This window comes from Vibrio sp. 1CM23M, from assembly GCF_023161755.1.
Lineage (GTDB): Bacteria > Pseudomonadota > Gammaproteobacteria > Enterobacterales > Vibrionaceae > Vibrio > Vibrio coralliirubri.
This window is the reverse complement of record NZ_JALNTR010000009.1, coordinates 12,481-30,290: the sequence shown is the minus strand read 5'-3', so window position 1 is coordinate 30,290 and position 17,810 is coordinate 12,481. Positions and strand designations below refer to the sequence as shown.

15 protein-coding genes are annotated in these 17,810 nt (G+C 46.1%); 9 read left to right on the top strand and 6 right to left on the bottom strand.

All coding sequences use genetic code 11. From position 1 onward, the window contains the following. Window positions 1–57 precede the first annotated feature (57 nt). The 9 genes from rpe to MSG35_RS20040 all read left to right on the top strand — a co-directional run bounded on the left by rpe (window position 58) and on the right by MSG35_RS20040 (window position 11,751). Window positions 58–732 (top strand): ribulose-phosphate 3-epimerase, encoded by a 675-nt coding sequence (gene rpe / locus MSG35_RS20080; RefSeq protein ID WP_248384877.1) that lies wholly within the window; start codon window positions 58–60, stop codon window positions 730–732. Between the two features lie 102 nt (window positions 733–834). Then, window positions 835–1,521 carry a phosphoglycolate phosphatase gene (locus MSG35_RS20075; protein WP_017061120.1) on the top strand — a complete coding sequence of 229 codons (687 nt, stop codon included), beginning with the start codon at window positions 835–837 and terminating at the stop codon, window positions 1,519–1,521. 150 nt (window positions 1,522–1,671) lie between these two features. Then, the gene (trpS, locus tag MSG35_RS20070; RefSeq protein WP_016796005.1) at window positions 1,672–2,688 is read left to right on the top strand and encodes a tryptophan--tRNA ligase; all 1,017 of its coding nucleotides are present in this window, start codon (window positions 1,672–1,674) and stop codon (window positions 2,686–2,688) included. Between the two features lie 385 nt (window positions 2,689–3,073). After that, window positions 3,074–5,668 (top strand): ExeM/NucH family extracellular endonuclease, encoded by a 2,595-nt coding sequence (locus MSG35_RS20065; protein WP_102582918.1) that lies wholly within the window; start codon window positions 3,074–3,076, stop codon window positions 5,666–5,668. 200 nt (window positions 5,669–5,868) lie between these two features. After that, a complete protein-coding gene (locus tag MSG35_RS20060; protein ID WP_029405655.1) occupies window positions 5,869–6,447 on the top strand; it encodes an aminodeoxychorismate/anthranilate synthase component II in 579 nt (192 codons plus the stop codon). Between the two features lie 464 nt (window positions 6,448–6,911). After that, entirely contained in the window at window positions 6,912–8,123 is a 1,212-nt protein-coding gene (locus tag MSG35_RS20055) for an aspartate aminotransferase family protein (protein WP_248384876.1), read from the top strand. A 107-nt stretch (window positions 8,124–8,230) separates the two neighbouring features. Beyond that, entirely contained in the window at window positions 8,231–9,250 is a 1,020-nt protein-coding gene (astA, locus tag MSG35_RS20050; RefSeq protein ID WP_048612355.1) for an arginine N-succinyltransferase, read from the top strand. Between the two features lie 39 nt (window positions 9,251–9,289). Continuing rightward, on the top strand, window positions 9,290–10,747 hold the full coding sequence (gene astD / locus MSG35_RS20045) for a succinylglutamate-semialdehyde dehydrogenase (RefSeq protein WP_248384875.1): 1,458 nt from the start codon (window positions 9,290–9,292) through the stop codon (window positions 10,745–10,747). A 212-nt stretch (window positions 10,748–10,959) separates the two neighbouring features. Continuing rightward, window positions 10,960–11,751 (top strand): DUF1338 domain-containing protein, encoded by a 792-nt coding sequence (locus MSG35_RS20040; RefSeq protein WP_248384874.1) that lies wholly within the window; start codon window positions 10,960–10,962, stop codon window positions 11,749–11,751. A 184-nt stretch (window positions 11,752–11,935) separates the two neighbouring features. Here the strand turns inward: MSG35_RS20040 and crp are convergent, their stop codons facing one another. The 6 genes from crp to MSG35_RS20010 all read right to left on the bottom strand — a co-directional run bounded on the left by crp (window position 11,936) and on the right by MSG35_RS20010 (window position 17,651). Further along, on the bottom strand, window positions 11,936–12,568 hold the full coding sequence (gene crp / locus MSG35_RS20035; RefSeq protein ID WP_004729651.1) for a cAMP-activated global transcriptional regulator CRP: 633 nt from the start codon (window positions 12,566–12,568) through the stop codon (window positions 11,936–11,938). A 239-nt stretch (window positions 12,569–12,807) separates the two neighbouring features. Then, a complete protein-coding gene (locus tag MSG35_RS20030) occupies window positions 12,808–13,677 on the bottom strand; it encodes a phosphoribulokinase (RefSeq protein ID WP_248384873.1) in 870 nt (289 codons plus the stop codon). A 77-nt stretch (window positions 13,678–13,754) separates the two neighbouring features. Next, on the bottom strand, window positions 13,755–13,967 hold the full coding sequence (locus tag MSG35_RS20025) for a YheU family protein (RefSeq protein WP_010435208.1): 213 nt from the start codon (window positions 13,965–13,967) through the stop codon (window positions 13,755–13,757). Window positions 13,968–14,062: 95 nt separating this feature from the next. Continuing rightward, a complete protein-coding gene (locus MSG35_RS20020) occupies window positions 14,063–15,055 on the bottom strand; it encodes a hydrolase (RefSeq protein ID WP_248384872.1) in 993 nt (330 codons plus the stop codon). 206 nt (window positions 15,056–15,261) lie between these two features. Continuing rightward, complete coding sequence (locus MSG35_RS20015; RefSeq protein ID WP_048605369.1) at window positions 15,262–15,732, bottom strand: TIGR02444 family protein; 471 nt, start codon at window positions 15,730–15,732, stop codon at window positions 15,262–15,264. Further along, window positions 15,729–17,651, bottom strand: a complete 1,923-nt coding sequence (locus MSG35_RS20010; protein ID WP_017061112.1) for an ABC transporter ATP-binding protein — start codon at window positions 17,649–17,651, stop codon at window positions 15,729–15,731. Before MSG35_RS20010 ends, MSG35_RS20015 begins: the two co-directional genes overlap by 4 nt. Window positions 17,652–17,810 lie beyond the last annotated feature (159 nt).

The window sequence follows — 17,810 nt, the reverse complement described above, 5'->3', positions numbered from 1 at the left end:
ATGAGATGTCACCAAGGCGGTGATATTCGCAATTTACTCACTCTTAAGAGGTTTGGTATGAAAGATTTTCTAATCGCTCCATCGATTTTGTCTGCAGATTTTGCTCGTCTTGGTGAAGACGTAGAAAAAGTACTCGCAGCTGGTGCTGATGTTGTGCACTTCGATGTGATGGACAACCACTACGTACCTAACCTGACTTTTGGCGCGCCTATCTGTAAAGCGCTGCGCGACTACGGTATTACGGCTCCTATCGATGTTCACCTTATGGTTAAACCAGTGGACAGCATCGTGCCTGAGTTTGCTAAAGCCGGCGCATCAATGATTACCTTCCACGTTGAAGCATCAGAGCACATCGATCGCACTCTACAGCTAATCAAAGAGCACGGCTGTAAAGCGGGTGTAGTTCTTAACCCTGCAACGCCGCTTTCTTGCCTAGATTACATCCTAGGCAAAGTAGACATGATTCTACTGATGTCTGTGAACCCAGGCTTCGGCGGTCAATCTTTCATTCCTCACACGCTAGATAAACTACGTGCTGTTCGTAAGCTAATTGACGAATCAGGCCGTGACATTCGCCTTGAGATTGATGGCGGCGTGAAGGTGGATAACATCCGTGAAATCGCAGAAGCGGGCGCAGATATGTTCGTTGCGGGTTCAGCTATCTTCAATCAACCAGATTACAAAGAAGTGATTGATGAGATGCGTGCAGAGCTTGCAAAAGTAAACGCATAATCGTAAAACTACAGATAGATTGAATATTAAGGGGCTAATTTGCCCCTTTTTTACGTCTTATAGCTCAACTCATAAGACGAACATAATAAATAGGAAAGTAAGATGTCATTAAGCTCAATAAAACTGATCGCCTTTGATTTGGATGGAACCTTGTTAGACAGCGTGCCTGATTTGGCCGTTGCTGCAGACCAAGCTTGTCAGGAGTTGGGCTTCCCTTCAGTGAGTGAAGAACAAGTTCGCGACTACGTAGGTAATGGTGCTGATGTTCTTATCGGACGCTCACTCAGCCGTAACCTGACGGTTGACCCAAGCCTAGAGCCAGAACTACTAAAAAAAGCGCGCATCCTGTTTGATGATTTCTACGAGCAAGGCGGTCACAAGCTCAGCCACCTTTACCCATCGGTTAAAGAGACGTTGGCTGAGCTGGATAAAGCGGGTTTCACTATGGCGCTGGTCACCAACAAGCCTTCGAAGTTTGTACCAGACGTTCTGGCGCAACACGGTATTGATAAGTACTTTGTTGATGTGTTGGGTGGCGACTCTTTCCCAGAGAAAAAACCGAACCCAGTCGCGCTGAACTGGTTGCTAGAAAAGCACAATGTTAAAGCGGAAGAGATGCTGATGGTTGGCGATTCAAGCAACGACATTAAGGCGGCTAAGAATGCAGGCTGTCACTCGTTTGGTCTGACTTACGGTTATAACCACGGCGAGCCGATTTCAGCATCAAACCCTGACTATGTCGCGGATAACGTCGCGCAATTACTAGATGTCGTTCTAGTTTCAGCATAAAGCGGACAAAAGTTAGCTAACCTACTAGCAAAATACTTATCAATGAGTACACTGGATGAGCCGTACAGAAGAGCTGTGCGGCTTTTCTATATTTAAGTTAAGAAGCTAAGCGTTCAATAAACTTAGCGAATAAGCAAAGGAATTAAAACCATGAGCAAGCCCATCGTATTGAGTGGTGTTCAACCATCTGGTGAACTAAGTATCGGTAACTACTTGGGTGCTCTACGTCAATGGCAACAGATGCAAGATGATTACGATTGCCAATACTGTGTTGTAGACCTTCACGCAATTACGGTTCGCCAAGACCCGAAAGCACTGCATGAAGCGACTCTAGACGCACTAGCAATCTGTCTTGCTGTCGGTGTTGATCCAAAGAAGAGCACGCTATTTGTTCAGTCACACGTACCAGAGCATGCTCAACTTGGTTGGCTTCTTAACTGTTACACGCAAATGGGTGAACTGAGCCGTATGACTCAGTTTAAAGATAAGTCTGCACGTCACTCAAACGACGTAAACGTAGGCCTATACGACTACCCAGTGTTGATGGCTGCAGACATCCTGCTTTACGGTGCTCACCAAGTTCCTGTAGGTAGCGACCAGAAACAACACTTAGAGCTAGCGCGTGATATCGCAACTCGCTTTAACAACATCTACGGTCCTGAAACGCCAATCTTCCAAGTACCAGAACCTTACATTCCAACAGTGAATGCACGTGTAATGAGCCTACAAGATGCGACGAAGAAGATGTCTAAGTCAGATGATAACCGTAAGAACGTGATTACTCTGCTAGAAGAGCCTAAGTCGATCATCAAGAAGATCAACAAAGCGCAAACCGATGCAGAAACACCACCACGCATTGCTCACGATTGGGAAAACAAAGCGGGTATCTCTAACCTAATGGGTCTTTACTCGGCAGCGACGGGTAAAACGTTCGAAGAGATCGAAGCGCAGTACCAAGGCGTTGAAATGTACGGTCCATTCAAGAAAGACGTAGGCGCAGCATTAGTTGAGATGCTTGAGCCTATTCAAGCTGAATACCACCGCATCCGTGCTGACCGTGCTTACATGGACGCAGTAATGAAAGCCGGTGCTGAAAAAGCCTCTGAGCGTGCTGCAGTGACACTGAAAAAAGCATACGAAGCAGTAGGTTTTGTTACTCGTCCATAGGGTGAACTAACACAACTCACTTGAGAATTTGAGCCCAAAGTAGCTTCTGTTTACTTTGGGCTTTTTAATGCCCATTCCATTTACCTTCCTCGAAAACCCCTTGTTTGAATTGATAATTTACGCAGTATCTGACTGGCATATCCATCATGTTAATGCTGTGAAGGTGATCTTATTCAGCACTTCTGGGCTTTATAAATTCATACTCATTTCTATATATGTTGGAAATATATAACGTGCCAAATAATTGATGATTCCAAAGTGATAAGTTCCTCATTTTCTTGCCAACTGACTTATTCCTTTCATAAATAAACCTGATAGTTACCACAAAATACATGACTGCCCATAGATGGCAGTGACTATAACTCGATGAACTCAGGTGAAACGGATGGCTCTTTTACACAAACCTTCATTGCTAGCAGTGGCAATTGGTAGCTTGTTAACTACAAGCGCACACGCTGATTTGTTTATTTCACAATATGTGGAAGGCGGCAGCTATAACAAAGCGGTTGAGATCGCCAATAACGGCGATAGCAGCATTAGTTTAGATGGTTACTCATTGGCGAAATCTGCCAATGGCAACGGATCATGGGGTGCCACTTTACCTTTAGATGGCCACGTTTTAGCACCCGGTGAAGTACTCGTGGTCGCACATTCTAGTGCGAGTGATGAGATTAAAGCTCAAGCTGACATCATTAATGCCTCTATCGCCAATCATAACGGTGACGACCCGCTGGCTATCTTGAATTCAGACGGCTCGGTACATGATGTTGTTGGTTTGATGGGCGATGTGGACTGGGGCAAAGATGTTACTTTGGTTCGTGCGACACAAACACCTTCTGCGACGTTTGATGCTTCACAATGGGTATCGCTACCCAAAGACAGCATTGAAGGCCTAGGTTCACTAGACAGTGTTGAACTGCCAGAAGCGTTCACTTGTACACAAGATGGCTCTGACCCAGTATTCACCACCATTCAAGAAATCCAAGGTGAAGGCGCAACATCGCCATTCATCGATGGCTACCCGTACATCACCGACGATGAGTACTTCGTCAAAGGTGTGGTAAGTGCGGTAACAACAGGCCTAACCAAAGGCTTCTACTTGCAAGCACTTGAGGATGATTTCAACTCAAGCACTTCTGAAGGCCTATTTATTCATACCAACCAGTCGAGCTCAGAACTGGCTGCGGGCGACGTTGTGTGTGTGAAAGGCAAGGTTCAAGAATACTACAGCCACACTCAGCTAAAAGTTGAAAACAACCAATGGCTAAAACAGGGCGAGCAGCAGGCACCTGAAGCAACGGCGATAGAAGCGCTAGACAGTGATGAGAACTTCGCTGCAACGCTAGAACGTTACGAAGGCATGTTGGTGAAAACAACCGAAGCACTAGACATGCGTGTGACACGTACCTTTGGTTATGACTACGCCGGTCGTCGTAACAACATGGTACTGGCGCATGAGCGTATTAACATGCAGCCAAACCAGCTTTTCGCCGCGGGATCTGACGAAGCGAAGCAGCAAACTGAAGACAACGCTGATCGTCGTCTTTTCGTTGAAACCGATCAAAAAGCAGCTGATGGACAAGTCCCTTTTTATCCAGATTTTGGCCGCACTGATATCGACCAAGATGGCTCGACCGAAGACTACATCCGCATTGATGACACCATTGTTGGTCTAGAAGGTGTGTTGACTTACAGCTACGGTGAGTACCGTTTAATTGCGACCAACCAGATCTCGGCTGAAAACTTCGTTCGTAACGATCCGCGTACCGACAAACCAGACATGGATGAAGGCGACCTACGTATCGCGACCTTCAACGTATTGAACTACTTTAACTCTCCATTTGGTGGCGACGCGAATCAGCACGGTAATAACCGTGGCGCGAACACCATCACTGAGTTTGAAATGCAGCAAGAGAAGATTGTGAACGCGATTCTTCGCTTAGATGCAGACATTATTGGCTTGATGGAAATTGAGAACAACGGCTTTGGTGAAGGTTCAGCGATTCAACAACTTGTGAACCAACTGAATGATCGTATTGAGCGTAAGAAAGACCGTTATACCTTTGTGGCTGTCGACTCGAACGAAGATGGCGTAACCAACGAGATGGACTCGATTGGTACTGACGTAATCACAACGGGTGTTATCTACCGTAAGAAGGTGGTGAAGCTTAAAGACAGCCGTGTTATCGCGATGCCAAGCCAACAAGCACCTGAGGTGTTAGACGATTCAGGCAAGGTGATTGAAGACGGTAAGAACTACCAACGTGACTCATTGGCGCCAACCTTTAAAGTTAAAGGCACCAAAGAGAAACTTACCGTAGCGATCAACCACTTTAAATCGAAAGGCTCTAAGTGTTGGGAAGATGCAGCACCAGTTGAACAGGGCGGCCAAGGTGGCGTTGATGCCGATAAGCAAGGTTCATGTGAGAACTTCCGTGTTGCTGCGGCAGTTGCATTGGGTGAAGCGCTAGACGGCATCAAAGGCCATAAAGTGATTCTGGGGGATATGAACTCGTACGGCATGGAAGATCCAATGCTGGTGCTAACCGATTACTCGGAAGAGAAATACGGTAAGCAGATCAAAGCAGCTCGTAATACCTACATTGATGGTGTTGAGCAGTTTGGTGATAGAGGTGCGGTGATTATGAAGAACTACGGTTATATCAATGCTGTGGCTCAAAAGCACCCAGACAGCTGGAGCTACTCATACAATGATGAAGTTGGCGCTCTGGACCACCTGCTGATCAGCGACAGCCTGAAAGATAGGGTTGTCGATGCTACCGATTGGCACATTAACGGTGGCGAATCGACGTTGTTTGACTACAACGAAGAGTACAAAGGCGACCTACCTAAGTACCAAGATCACTTCCGTTCATCGGATCATGATCCTGCAGTTCTTGAGCTGCGAGTAGGTGGCTCATTTGGCTTCGGTGCTCTGATGTCACTATTTGGCTTAGCAATGTGGCGTCGTCGCAAATAGCTCAATCACAAATAGATAGGCTTGCTATACAAGTAAGCCAATTCAGATAACTTAGCGCTATCTGTAAACAATTAAGGTCAACTTAGGTTGGCCTTAATTATTGGCGAAATGCAGTTTCCACTTGCCTTTCGCCATGGGTATTGCACAATACCGCCCCTATATCTCCCAATCCTTTAGTATTTAGCAAACGATTTCGACCCATGTTACTTATCATCGATAACTACGACTCTTTTACCTATAACTTGTATCAGTATTTCTGTGAGTTAGGGGTAACTGTAAAAGTTGTTCGCAACGATGAGATTGATATTGCAGGCATCGAAGCGCTAAATCCTAGCCATCTTGTTATCTCGCCGGGTCCATGTACGCCCGATGATGCGGGAATTTCGCTACAGGTGATTGAACACTTCGTTGGTAAGCTGCCGATCTTAGGTGTGTGTCTTGGTCATCAAGCCATTGCTCAAGTCTTTGGTGGTGAAGTGGTGAGAGCCAGACAAGTGATGCACGGTAAAACCTCGTCGATCCGCCATAACGGTAAGAGTGTTTTTCAAGGTCTCAATAACCCTCTGACTGTGACTCGTTACCACTCTTTAGTGGTGAAAAACGGCACATTACCAGATTGTTTTGAGCTGACGTCTTGGACAGAATTTGAAGATGGCAGCATGGATGAGATCATGGGTTATCAACATAAAACCTTGCCGATTGATGCCGTCCAATTTCACCCTGAATCGATTAAAACAGAGCAAGGACACCAGCTTCTCGCTAACTTCCTAGCACGCTGAGTGTTTAAATTTGACCCTTTCTCCGTCTAAATAAGCCAGTTAAACGTATTCCACTACCCGTTAAGCGTTTAAATTCGGGCGCTACGCGTCTTCATCCCTCTGACGCCGATCACTTTTTATAACATTTCTCCCTCGTCAGGCTAAGTTTTTAGCCTATGCAAAATTATTCGCGTTATTTCGTCTCGAACCCAATATACCGCAATGCCAGTAAGGCTTTGCTGTTGCTGGTTATACGTTTAGGTAAAAAAAGCTTCATAAAACAGATTAATTGATGCATAAATAGTCATAGGTAGTGACGTTTAGCTGGTTGTAAGGGATGGCTAAAGAATAATCTACTATTGAAAAGGTTAATTAAATGTAAATATAATGCTGCAGCGGGATTATGGCGAGACAAAATATCTTTGTCTCACTTATGAACCATTACGCTTATTTGCGAAGCTTGCGGTATCGAGAAGGAATGTACGATGACAGTGGAAAATAAAGTAGAACGTAGTCTGTTTAATGAGGTGATGGTGCCTTGTTATAACCCAATGGAAATGATCCCAGTAAAAGGGGAAGGCGCACGCGTTTGGGACCAACAAGGCCGAGAGTATATCGACTTTGCTGGTGGTATCGCTGTGAGCTGTTTGGGTCACTGTCACCCAGCAATGGTTAATGCTGTTACCGAGCAAGCAAACAAGATTTGGCATCTAAGTAACGTGATGACCAACGAACCTGCACTGCGTCTAGCGAAAAAACTAACAGATGTATGTTTTGCAGAAAAAGTATTCTTTGCAAACTCTGGCGCGGAAGCGAACGAAGCAGCTCTAAAGCTAGCTCGTCGTTGGGCGGCGGATGTTCACGGTCCTGAGAAATCTGAAATCATTGCATTCAAACAAGGTTTCCACGGTCGTACTTTCTTTACTGTAACGGTTGGTGGTCAAGAAGCTTACTCTGATGGTTTCGGTCCTAAACCGGGCGATGTTACTCACCTGCCTTACAACGATATTGCAGCATTAGAAGCGCACATCTCTGATCGCACTTGTGCAATCATGATGGAACCTCTGCAAGGCGAGGGCGGTATCATCTCGCCAACTTCTGAATTCGTGAACATAGTTCGTGAACTGTGTGACAAACATAATGCACTGCTTATCTTTGATGAAGTGCAAACAGGTAATGGCCGTACTGGTAATTTTTACGCTTACCAAGGCCTAGGTGTGACACCAGATATCTTGAGCACGGCTAAATCACTGGGTGGCGGTTTCCCTATCGGTGCAATGCTGACGACTTCTGAACTGGCGACACACCTAAAAGTCGGTACGCACGGTTCTACATACGGTGGTAACCCACTGGCGTGTGCTGTTGCAGAAGCGGTTGTTGATGTGGTTAGCCAACCTGAAACATTAGCTGGCGTGAAAGAGCGTGAAGCATTGTTCCGTGATGGTCTTACTAAGATTAACGACAAGTACCAAATCTTCAGTGAAGTTCGTGGTAAAGGCCTACTACTAGGTGCTGCGCTTAACGAAGAGTGGCAAGGCCGTGCACGTGACGTATTGGTAGCAGCAGGCGAACAAGGCTTGATGGTACTGGTTGCGGGTGCAAACGTGGTTCGTTTCACGCCATCACTGGTTATTACTACACAAGAAATTGAAGAAGGCTTATCGAAACTAGACAAAGCAATCGCTACGCTAGTTTAGCCTGAGCGGCGTCATAGGAATGATCGCCAATAGAGCGATCCCATGACGTTCTGCTAAAGGCCCAAGCTTCTGGTTTTGGGCCTATTTTGCATCTGGAGGGAATATTGATGCTAGTTGTTCGCCCAATAAAATTATCTGATTACGATGCGCTGCATACCTGCGCGGTTGAATCTGGTCACGGATTCACATCTCTTCCGGTTAACGAAGAACTGTTAACTAACCGTATTACTCACTCTGAATACAGCTTTGCCAAACAAGACGTGACTGAACCCGGTGATGAAGGCTACCTAATGGTTGGCTTTGATACCGAAACCGGTGAGGTTGCAGGTACCACGGGTATCGAAGCTTCAATCGGCTGGGATGTCCCGTTCTACTCGTACCACATCAGTAAAGTGGTTCACTCATCGCAGAAGCTTGGCGTAAATAACGTCGTTAAACTGCTGACTTTCGGTAATAACTACACCGGATGCAGTGAGATCTGCACACTGTTCTTGCGCCCGGCATTCCGTGGTGGATTGAATGGTCGTCTGATGTCTAAGTGTCGTTTCTTGATCATGTCTGAGCACCCAGAGCGTTTCTCGAAAACGATTTTTGCTGAGATGCGTGGTGTATCGGATGCAGAAGGTAACTCTCCTTTCTGGCAATGGCTGCAAGAGCACTTCTTCTCTATTGATTTCACGCTTGCCGATTACCTAACCGGTATTGGTAAAAAAGGCTTCATTGCAGACCTAATGCCGAAGCTACCTATCTACGTGAACCTACTGAGCAAAGAAGCTCAAGCGGTAATCGGAGAGGTACATGACAATACGCGTCCTGCACTTAAGTTGCTGGAACGTGAAGGTTTCACCAACCGTGGTTATGTCGACATCTTTGATGCAGGCCCAACGGTTGAGTGTGATCTAAGAAACATCGAATCTGTGCGTTACTCAATTCGAGCGCAGGTTCAAATTGCAGAGCACTCTAGCTCTAAAGACTTCCTAATTGGTAATACCTCGTTTGAGAACTTCCGCGCAGTAGCCGCGAAAGGTGCGTATGACCAAGCAAGCGACACAGTGATTTTATCATCTGAAGTAGCAAGCGCTCTTGAAGTAAAAGAAGGCGAATTCGTTCGCATGTTGGCTCAGTAAGAGCGGCGATTATCTGTCGAAGATTTTAAGGATAGAAGTATGACTCAGTGGATAGCAGGACAGTGGGTGGCAGGTCAAGGTGACGCCATGACATCAGTAAGCCCATACAACAATGAAGTAGTGTGGCAGGGTGATAGCGCAACACCAGCACAGGTTGAATCTGCAGTAGCAGCAGCTCGTGAAGCCTTCTTGGTTTGGAAAAAACTGAGCTTTGCAGAGCGTGAAGCGATTGTGTTGAACTTTGCTGAGAAAGTTAAAGAGAACAGCGAAGAGATCGCGCAAATTATCGCAAAAGAGACGGGTAAACCGATTTGGGAAACTCGCACTGAAGCGGGCGCAATGGCGGGCAAGATTGCTATTTCTATCCGTGCTTACCACGAGCGTACTGGTGAAGCTTCACGTGAAGCGGCGGGCAACCAGATTGTACTTCGTCACCGTCCATTAGGCGTGATGGCGGTATTTGGTCCTTATAACTTCCCAGGTCACCTACCAAACGGTCATATTGTTCCGGCGCTGCTATCGGGTAATACCGTGGTATTTAAGCCTTCAGAGCAGACACCTTGGACGGGTGAGTTTGCGATGAAGCTATGGCAAGAAGCGGGTCTTCCTGCTGGCGTAATCAACCTAGTACAAGGCGCTAAAGAGACAGGTATCGCACTAGCCGATGCTAAAGGTCTTGATGGCGTGCTGTTCACAGGTAGTGCAAATACCGGTCATATCCTTCACCGTCAATTCGCGGGCCAACCGGGTAAGATGCTAGCGCTAGAGATGGGTGGTAATAACCCTATGGTGATCAGTGACCAATTTGGTGATGCTGACGCGACGGTTTATACCATTATTCAATCGGCTTTCATCAGTGCGGGTCAACGTTGTACATGTGCACGTCGCTTGTATGTTCCCGTTGGAGAGAAGGGCGATCAACTGCTGGATAAGCTCGTTGCTGCTACCTTGAAGATTCGTGTTGATCAGCCATTCGCTGAGCCAGCACCCTTCATGGGCCCACAAATCTCTGTCGCTGCGGCTAAGTTCATTCTGGACGCGCAAGCTAATCTGCAATCGCTAGGTGGTGTCAGCCTAGTCGAAGCAAAAGCGGGTCAAGCGGCGTTTGTTTCTCCGGGTATTATCGATGCAACCAACATTGCTGAATTGCCAGATGAAGAGTACTTCGGTCCATTACTGCAAGTGGTTCGTTACCAGTCACTAGAGCAAGCGGTTGAACTGGCTAATGATACACGTTTTGGTTTGTCTGCGGGTCTTGTATCAACAGATGATTCTGAATGGGAATACTTCGTTGACCATATCCGTGCGGGTATTGTTAACCGTAACCGTCAGCTAACAGGCGCAAGTGGTGATGCACCGTTTGGTGGTCCGGGTGCTTCAGGCAACCTACGCCCAAGTGCTTACTATGCGGCGGACTACTGTGCTTATCCTATGGCTTCAATGGAAGGCGGTGAAACTCAACTTCCAGCAACGTTTAGCCCAGGTATTGAGCTTTAATTTAGGCTAATGAGCACTAGTCTCATGCGTTAAGTTTGAAATAGGAAGTGGTGTTATCGCTTCCTTTTTCTATCACGTCCGACACCTAGATTGGGCGGTAGATAATAATAGAAAAAGTATGTCACAGGCTGATGGCTGCTGACTCTGTGTCTCAGCCTCTCCCTTTCTAATCCAAATTACTAGCTTGCTAGAACCTCTGACAAGGAGTCACCATGACGCCCGATCTACTCTTTAAATCACTTTGGGACGATTACATACACAGGCTTTGTCCATCGGCAGAGAAAGTACATCACTTGCTGAAAGAAGACGAAGCGCTGATTAATGATCACATTGCACTGCGTACTTTCAATGTTGCTCCTTTGGGTATTGAAACACTAGCGAAGCCTTTCCTAGAGTTAGGCTATAAAGCGTGTGGCGACTACTTGTTTGAGAGCAAGAAGTTGGTGGCTAAGCATTACGAGCACCCAGATCCAAAACAACCAAAAGTGTTCATTAGTGAGTTGAAGGTAGAAGAGTGTTCAAGTGACCTGCAGCAGATCGTTGCTAAGTTGGTTGAGCAAGTGGATGCAAGCAAGCTTCAAGGTCATGAGTTCTTGTTTGGCGGTCGTCTTTGGGATTTGAGCTTCGCGGATTTCCAAGTGCTGGTAAAAGAGAGTGAATACGCGTCTTGGCTAGCGGCTCATGGATATGGAGCTAACCACTTTACGGTGAGTGTGAATCAGCTAAATAACTTCGATGAAGTGCAGGCGGTGAATGACTATCTGAGCGAGTCGGGCTTCACTATCAATGCATCTGGCGGTCAGGTTAAAGGCTCTCCAGAGGTCTTATTAGAGCAATCATCAACAATGGCAGACAAAGTCCCAGTTTCATTTATTGAAGGCAATGAGATGATTCCTGGCGGCTTCTATGAGTTCGCTAAGCGTTATGCGATGGTCAATGGTGAGCTTTACACAGGTTTTGTTGCAGCATCAGCTGACAAAATCTTTGAAAGCACCAACGGTTAAAGAAAGATACGAGAACGGATTTTGTCCTAGAGATGCGAGTACGCTTCGCTTCGAGACAGTTTGTGCTTGGAAGCTGTAGGTGTTTTATTCGCATCTAGCATCTGCTCTCTAGACCTTTAGAAAACAAAAAAGCCACCAAATTCGCATTTGGTGGCTTTCAAATTTTTGGCTCAGTTAATCGAGATTAACGAGTGCCGTATACCACGATAGTTTTACCGTGTGCAGAAATTAGGTTCTGCTCTTCTAGCATCTTCAAGATACGACCAACTGTCTCACGAGAACAACCAACGATCTGGCCAATCTCTTGACGAGTGATCTTGATTTGCATGCCGTCAGGGTGAGTCATTGCATCTGGCTGTTTCGCTAGGTTTAGTAGCGTTTGAGCGATACGACCTGTTACGTCAAGGAACGCTAAGTCACCAACCTTTTGGCTAGTTACTTGTAGACGGTTTGCCATTTGCGCTGAAAGGCGCATTAGGATATCTGGGTTCACTTGGATAAGTTGACGGAATTTCTTGAAAGAAATTTCAGCTACTTCACAAGGAGATTTAGCACGAACCCAAGCTGTACGCTCTTGGTCTTCTTCGAACAAGCCAAGCTCACCGATGAAGTCGCCTTGGTTTAGGTAAGAAAGAATCATTTCCTTACCTTCTTCGTCTTTGATAAGAACTGCCACAGAACCTTTAACGATGTAGTACAAGGTTTCTGCCTTTTCACCAGCATGAATCAAAGTACTTTTTGATGGGTACTTATGAATATGACAGTGTGAAAGGAACCACTCTAATGTTGGATCGGTTTGAGGTTTACCTAGAACCATAATATCTCACTTCCTCTGCAGGGTATGCTTGCCGCTTTCCGTATTTTAGCTAAGCCTGGATTGACTTGTAGGATAAGAGCACTCGTTGAGTGCTGCAAGCTATCTTGTGTTTCGTTTAAGAATAGTATCCTTTTTCAGGTACTATTTCTTGATTTTAATCGTGACCAAGCTACGATTTTTTACGCAAAATTGTGCACATGATCACGGTATGAAAAGTAATCAACCAGAATGTCGTTTTGTTAACCTATTTTTCCGGTTTCGATGAGTTGTTGCAGGATTGGCCTCACAATGAGCTCCATAGCAAAACTCATCTTGCCGCCTGGTACCACTAGCGTGTTATGACGAGACATAAACGAGCCATCAATCATAGCCAGAAGGTAGGGGAAATCGACGTTTTTGATACCACGCAAACGTATAACTACGAAGCTTTCGTCTAAACTTGGAATCCCTTTGGCGTTGAGTGGGTTCGATGTATCTACGGTTGGAACACGCTGAAAGTTGATGTGAGTACGCGAAAATTGCGGGGTAATGTAGTTAAGGTAATCATCCATTGAACGAACAATGGAGTCCATTACGGCTTCGCGTGAGTGGCCACGATCGCGGGTGTCACGAACGAACTTTTGAATCCACTCTAGGTTTACGATAGGTACCATGCCGATCAGCAAATCGACGTGTTGAGAAACGTTAATGTCGCCATCAACCACACCGCCGTGCAGGCCTTCATAAAACATCACATCGGAATTTTCAGGGATCTCTTGCCATGGCGTAAAGGTGCCCGGCATTTGATTGTAAGGCACGGCTTCATCGAAGGTGTGTAGGTAGTTACGTACTTTACCTGTGCCTTCGTTACCGTATTTACGGAAGAACTCTTCTAACGCACCAAAGTCGTTGGCTTGTGGACCAAAGTAGCTGATGTGCTTACCTTGCTCGCGCGCTTTACGGATCTCGACATCCATCTCTGGGCGAGTGAAGCGATGGAAACTATCCCCTTCAACCCAAGCAGCCTTCACGTCCATCATATTGAACATTTTACGGAAGGCTTCTGAGGTGGTGGTGGTGCCGGCTCCTGATGAACCCGTCACCGCAATAATTGGATGTTTAGCGGACATGACAACCCTTGTCTTTTGAGTAACTTACTTGTTAGCAATCGTTTACCACTATAACACGGCTCCTTTATGAGCGCAGCTTAGAAGCGTTTTGTGACCTGAATATCAACGGTTTCATGGAGCTCAGAAAACACGATGCTGACTTCTCCTGAAGCTAATTGATGTTTCACTTGGTCAATCTTGTTTTGCAGTGAAACCTCTACGTCGCCGTAGTCTGTGCCTTCACGCAGCACGAACTCTTTGATGAGGTTTTCCAGTGTCTCTGGCGCAATGTCTTGCCATGGGATGATCATAAATACTTCTCTCTTTTATGTTCATAAATAGGTTTATTGATGTAGAAATGCGTGTGCTTAGTAATGTTTTGCTTCTATTTACTAAGGCTCGGTCATTATGCCGAATCTTGGATACTTTCATAGTAGGCAGGCAAGGCTTCTTCTAACCAAAACCTTGGCTTGAGTGTGCTACCAGTAATAAACCCAACATGCCCGCCTTTTTGAAACAGTCGATAATCGATGTTATCGGGCAGAACGAACTTTGGGATCACATCATCGGTCATGAAAGGGTCGTCTTTGGCATGAATGATCTGGGTCGGTAGTTTGATCTTATTGAGTTTAGGCAGCGCAGAACATTGAGCATAATAATCTTGGGCATTTTTGAAGCCGTGCAGAGGCGCAGTGATTCGTTCATCAAACTCATACAGTTTGGTGATGTTCTTGATGGCTTCAGCGGTGATGCCAAGTTTTTCCTGTAGCAGGTTAACCTTTTTTAGCGCATTCGATTTTAGAGAGTTGAGTAGGTACTTCTTATAGAGCTTGGAGAAACCACGCTCAATGCGACTAGAGCAACACGCTAAGTCAAAAGGAGCAGATACGATGGTCGCCGCCGACAGCAATGGGTCGTCTGCGTACTCAGCCAAATAGTTCGCCAGCATGTTCCCACCCAAAGATATGCCAACCGCAACCTTAGGGTTATTCGGAAACTGGGCGTGCAGGTGTCTTAGGAAAAAACGCGCATCTTCGACTTCACCTGAATGGTAAGCGCGAGCCAGGCGATTGGGTTTTCCGCTGCAGCCTCTAAAGTGCATCATCACGGACAACCAACCATCTTTAGCAAACGCATTCATTAATCCATTGGCATAAGGGCTCTCAAAGCTACCTTCTAAACCGTGGAATAGAACGAATATCGGCTTGCTACTGCGATCATCCTTATTTGAGGTGTCACCGTCTGGTGATTCGCTCCAAGCAAGATCAAGAAAGTCACCATCGGGTGTTTCTAAGGTTTGCCAGTGAGGATGAAACAGCGCCTGCTTCCTAATAAACCGTGGCACTAAGGTTTGTAAGTGCGGATTAGAGAGACCAGCGGCTGCGGTAAATATTGTCATAAAAACGATCCATGCTTCTTTTATGGGCTTTGGTAAATGTCGAATTTGTAACGGAACGCCCACGTTTTTATTTGAGCTTGGTTGATTCTTGGCATAAGCGCAAGGCTTTCACTTATACGAGATTCAAAAACAGGCTGTAGGTAACCGGTTGAATAATATCAAGGTTAAGCTTGGATCTTGATTGAATAAAAAGGAAAGAGAACGAGCTAGGGCTGAGGTGCTGGTTCAGAAAAAGCGTCGTAGAGGTTTTCTGCCCCTAATAAACGACAGTACTGAAAAGCGAGCGGTGATTGCTGATTAGCGTACAGTTGTAGGGAGTTAATACAGTCGACAAGATCGGATTGTTGTTGCTTCTCAAGCTGTAACTCAAACTGCAAGGCTTCACGGTATAGCGAGTCGACAACGTGTGCTTTGAGGTGTTTACGTAGCTCTCGATAACTATGAAGCAGGGTTTCAGAGCGGCTCAAACACTGTTGAACTTTATGCCACTCTTCTTCTGCAAAAGACAATTGCTGCTCATCAAGCCATTTGAGAAGCAGCAGTAGATTGACGTTGCCGTGGAACTGGTTTTGCAAAGCTAGGCACGCATCCTTTACACCGCGCACACTGTAATACTGAAGGCTAAATTGCCATAGTCGTTCCAGTGTTAGTGATATTGGGGCGTGCTCTGGGCTCATAAGCTATCCATATCCTGTTCCATCTGCTCAAGCTCTTCTTGAGTGGACATCCAATCCATTTCAACTTCTTCTAGCTGTGACTTACTGCTCGCTTGGAGAGCGAGTACTTTATTCAGTTTAGCCTTATTTTCAGCTTCATACAGTGAAGTGTCGGATAATTCTTGCTCAGCTTCTTCAAGAGCCTGCGTTAATTTATCCATCTGCTTTTCAAATTGAGTCAGCTTTTTACGAAGTGGTGCCGTCAGTTTACGGAACTCGGCTTCTTTACGTTTCTGCTCTTTTTTCGCTGCTGCACTGTTGGCGCCGTCTTTGGCTGGTGCCAATGCTTGTGCTTCTTTGCGCTCAACTTTCTGCTGTTCGGTTAGCCACTTGTAGTAATCGCTTAAGTCACCATCAAACGGTGCTACTTGGCGGTCGTGTACAAGGTATAAATCATCGGTAGTCGCACGCAGTAGGTAACGGTCGTGCGATACGATAACCATTGCGCCTTCAAACGTCTGCAGGGCAAAAGTCAGCGCTTGACGCATGTCGAGATCCAAGTGGTTGGTTGGTTCATCGAGTAGCAACAGGTTCGGCTTTTGCCATACCAGTAGCGCTAATACCAAACGCGCTTTTTCGCCACCCGAAAATGGCGCCACCTTGTCGAGTGCTTTTTCACCTTGGAAGCCAAAGCTACCTAGGTAGTCACGCAGTTGTTGCTCGGTGTGCTTAGGGGCAATCTGCATCATGTGTTGCAGTGGTGTTTCTTCAGGGTGCAGAGTCTCTAATTGGTGCTGTGCAAAGTAACCAATCTTAACGCCTTGCGAATAACTCAGTTCACCGCCTTGCTGTTTCAGTTCGCCAGAAAGCAGTTTAATCAGTGTTGATTTACCAGCACCATTTCGACCAAGTAGACCAATACGGCTGCCCGGCACTAGATTCAAGCGAATCTTCTCTAGAATCAGGTTGTCATCGTAACCCGCAGAGACTTCGTCCATCATCATGATTGGGTTTGGTAGTGCGTCTGGTTCTCTAAACTCAAAGCTGAATGGGTTATCAAACTGAGCAGGCAGCACTTGTTCCATTTTCTCTAACGCTTTAATACGGCTTTGCGCTTGGCGAGCCTTTGACGCTTTATAACGGAAACGGTCAATGTAGCTCTGCATGTGAGACATCTGTTTCTGCTGCTTTTGGTACATCGCTTGTTGCAGAATCAGTTTTTGCGCTCGTTGGGTTTCGAACGATGAGTAGTTACCCGTGTACTCATTGAGCTGTTGATTTTCAACGTGCACGATGCGGTTGACGATAGGGTCTAAGAAGTCTCTATCGTGCGAGATAAGTACTAGTGTGCCAGGGTAGCTTTGTAACCAACGTTCTAGCCACATTACTGCGTCTAAATCCAAGTGGTTGGTAGGTTCATCGAGTAGCAATAGGTCACTGCGACACAGTAGGGCTTGCGCTAGGTTCAAACGCATACGCCAACCACCTGAGAATTGAGTCAGGTTCCATGTCATTTGTTCTTGGCTAAAGCCTAGGCCGTCCAGTAACTCGGCAGCACGTGCCTTGATGCTGTAACCACCAATGGTTTCAATCTTGCCATGGATCTCTGCTACCAATGTGCCGTTGTCGGCTTGTTCAGCTTTCTCTAGTTGATCTTCAAGGCCGCGGTATTCACGATCGCCATCAATCACGTATTCAATTGCTGTTCTTTCTAATGCAGGTGTTTCTTGAGCAACCCAAGCCATTTCCCAATGGGCTGGTTTACTGAATGAGCCAGCATCAATAGACAGTTCGTCCTTAATTAAGGCGAACAGCGTAGATTTACCACAACCGTTTTTACCAACCAAACCGATCTTGTCGCCAGGGTGAAAAGTCGCAGATGCTTGGTCGAGGAGTGGCTTACCGCCGCGTAGCAATTGAATATCAGAGAAAGTAATCATAATTGAAGTAGCATAGAAATTAGAGGTGAACAGACGCCTGCATAGTAGGCTGAAACCAGATAAAAGTCGATCACAATGCAATTTGCGTTATGATGTCAATAACATATTAATAACTTTTGCTTAAATTCTTGTGGCCTTGCCACCGTTTAGCCCTCAAAG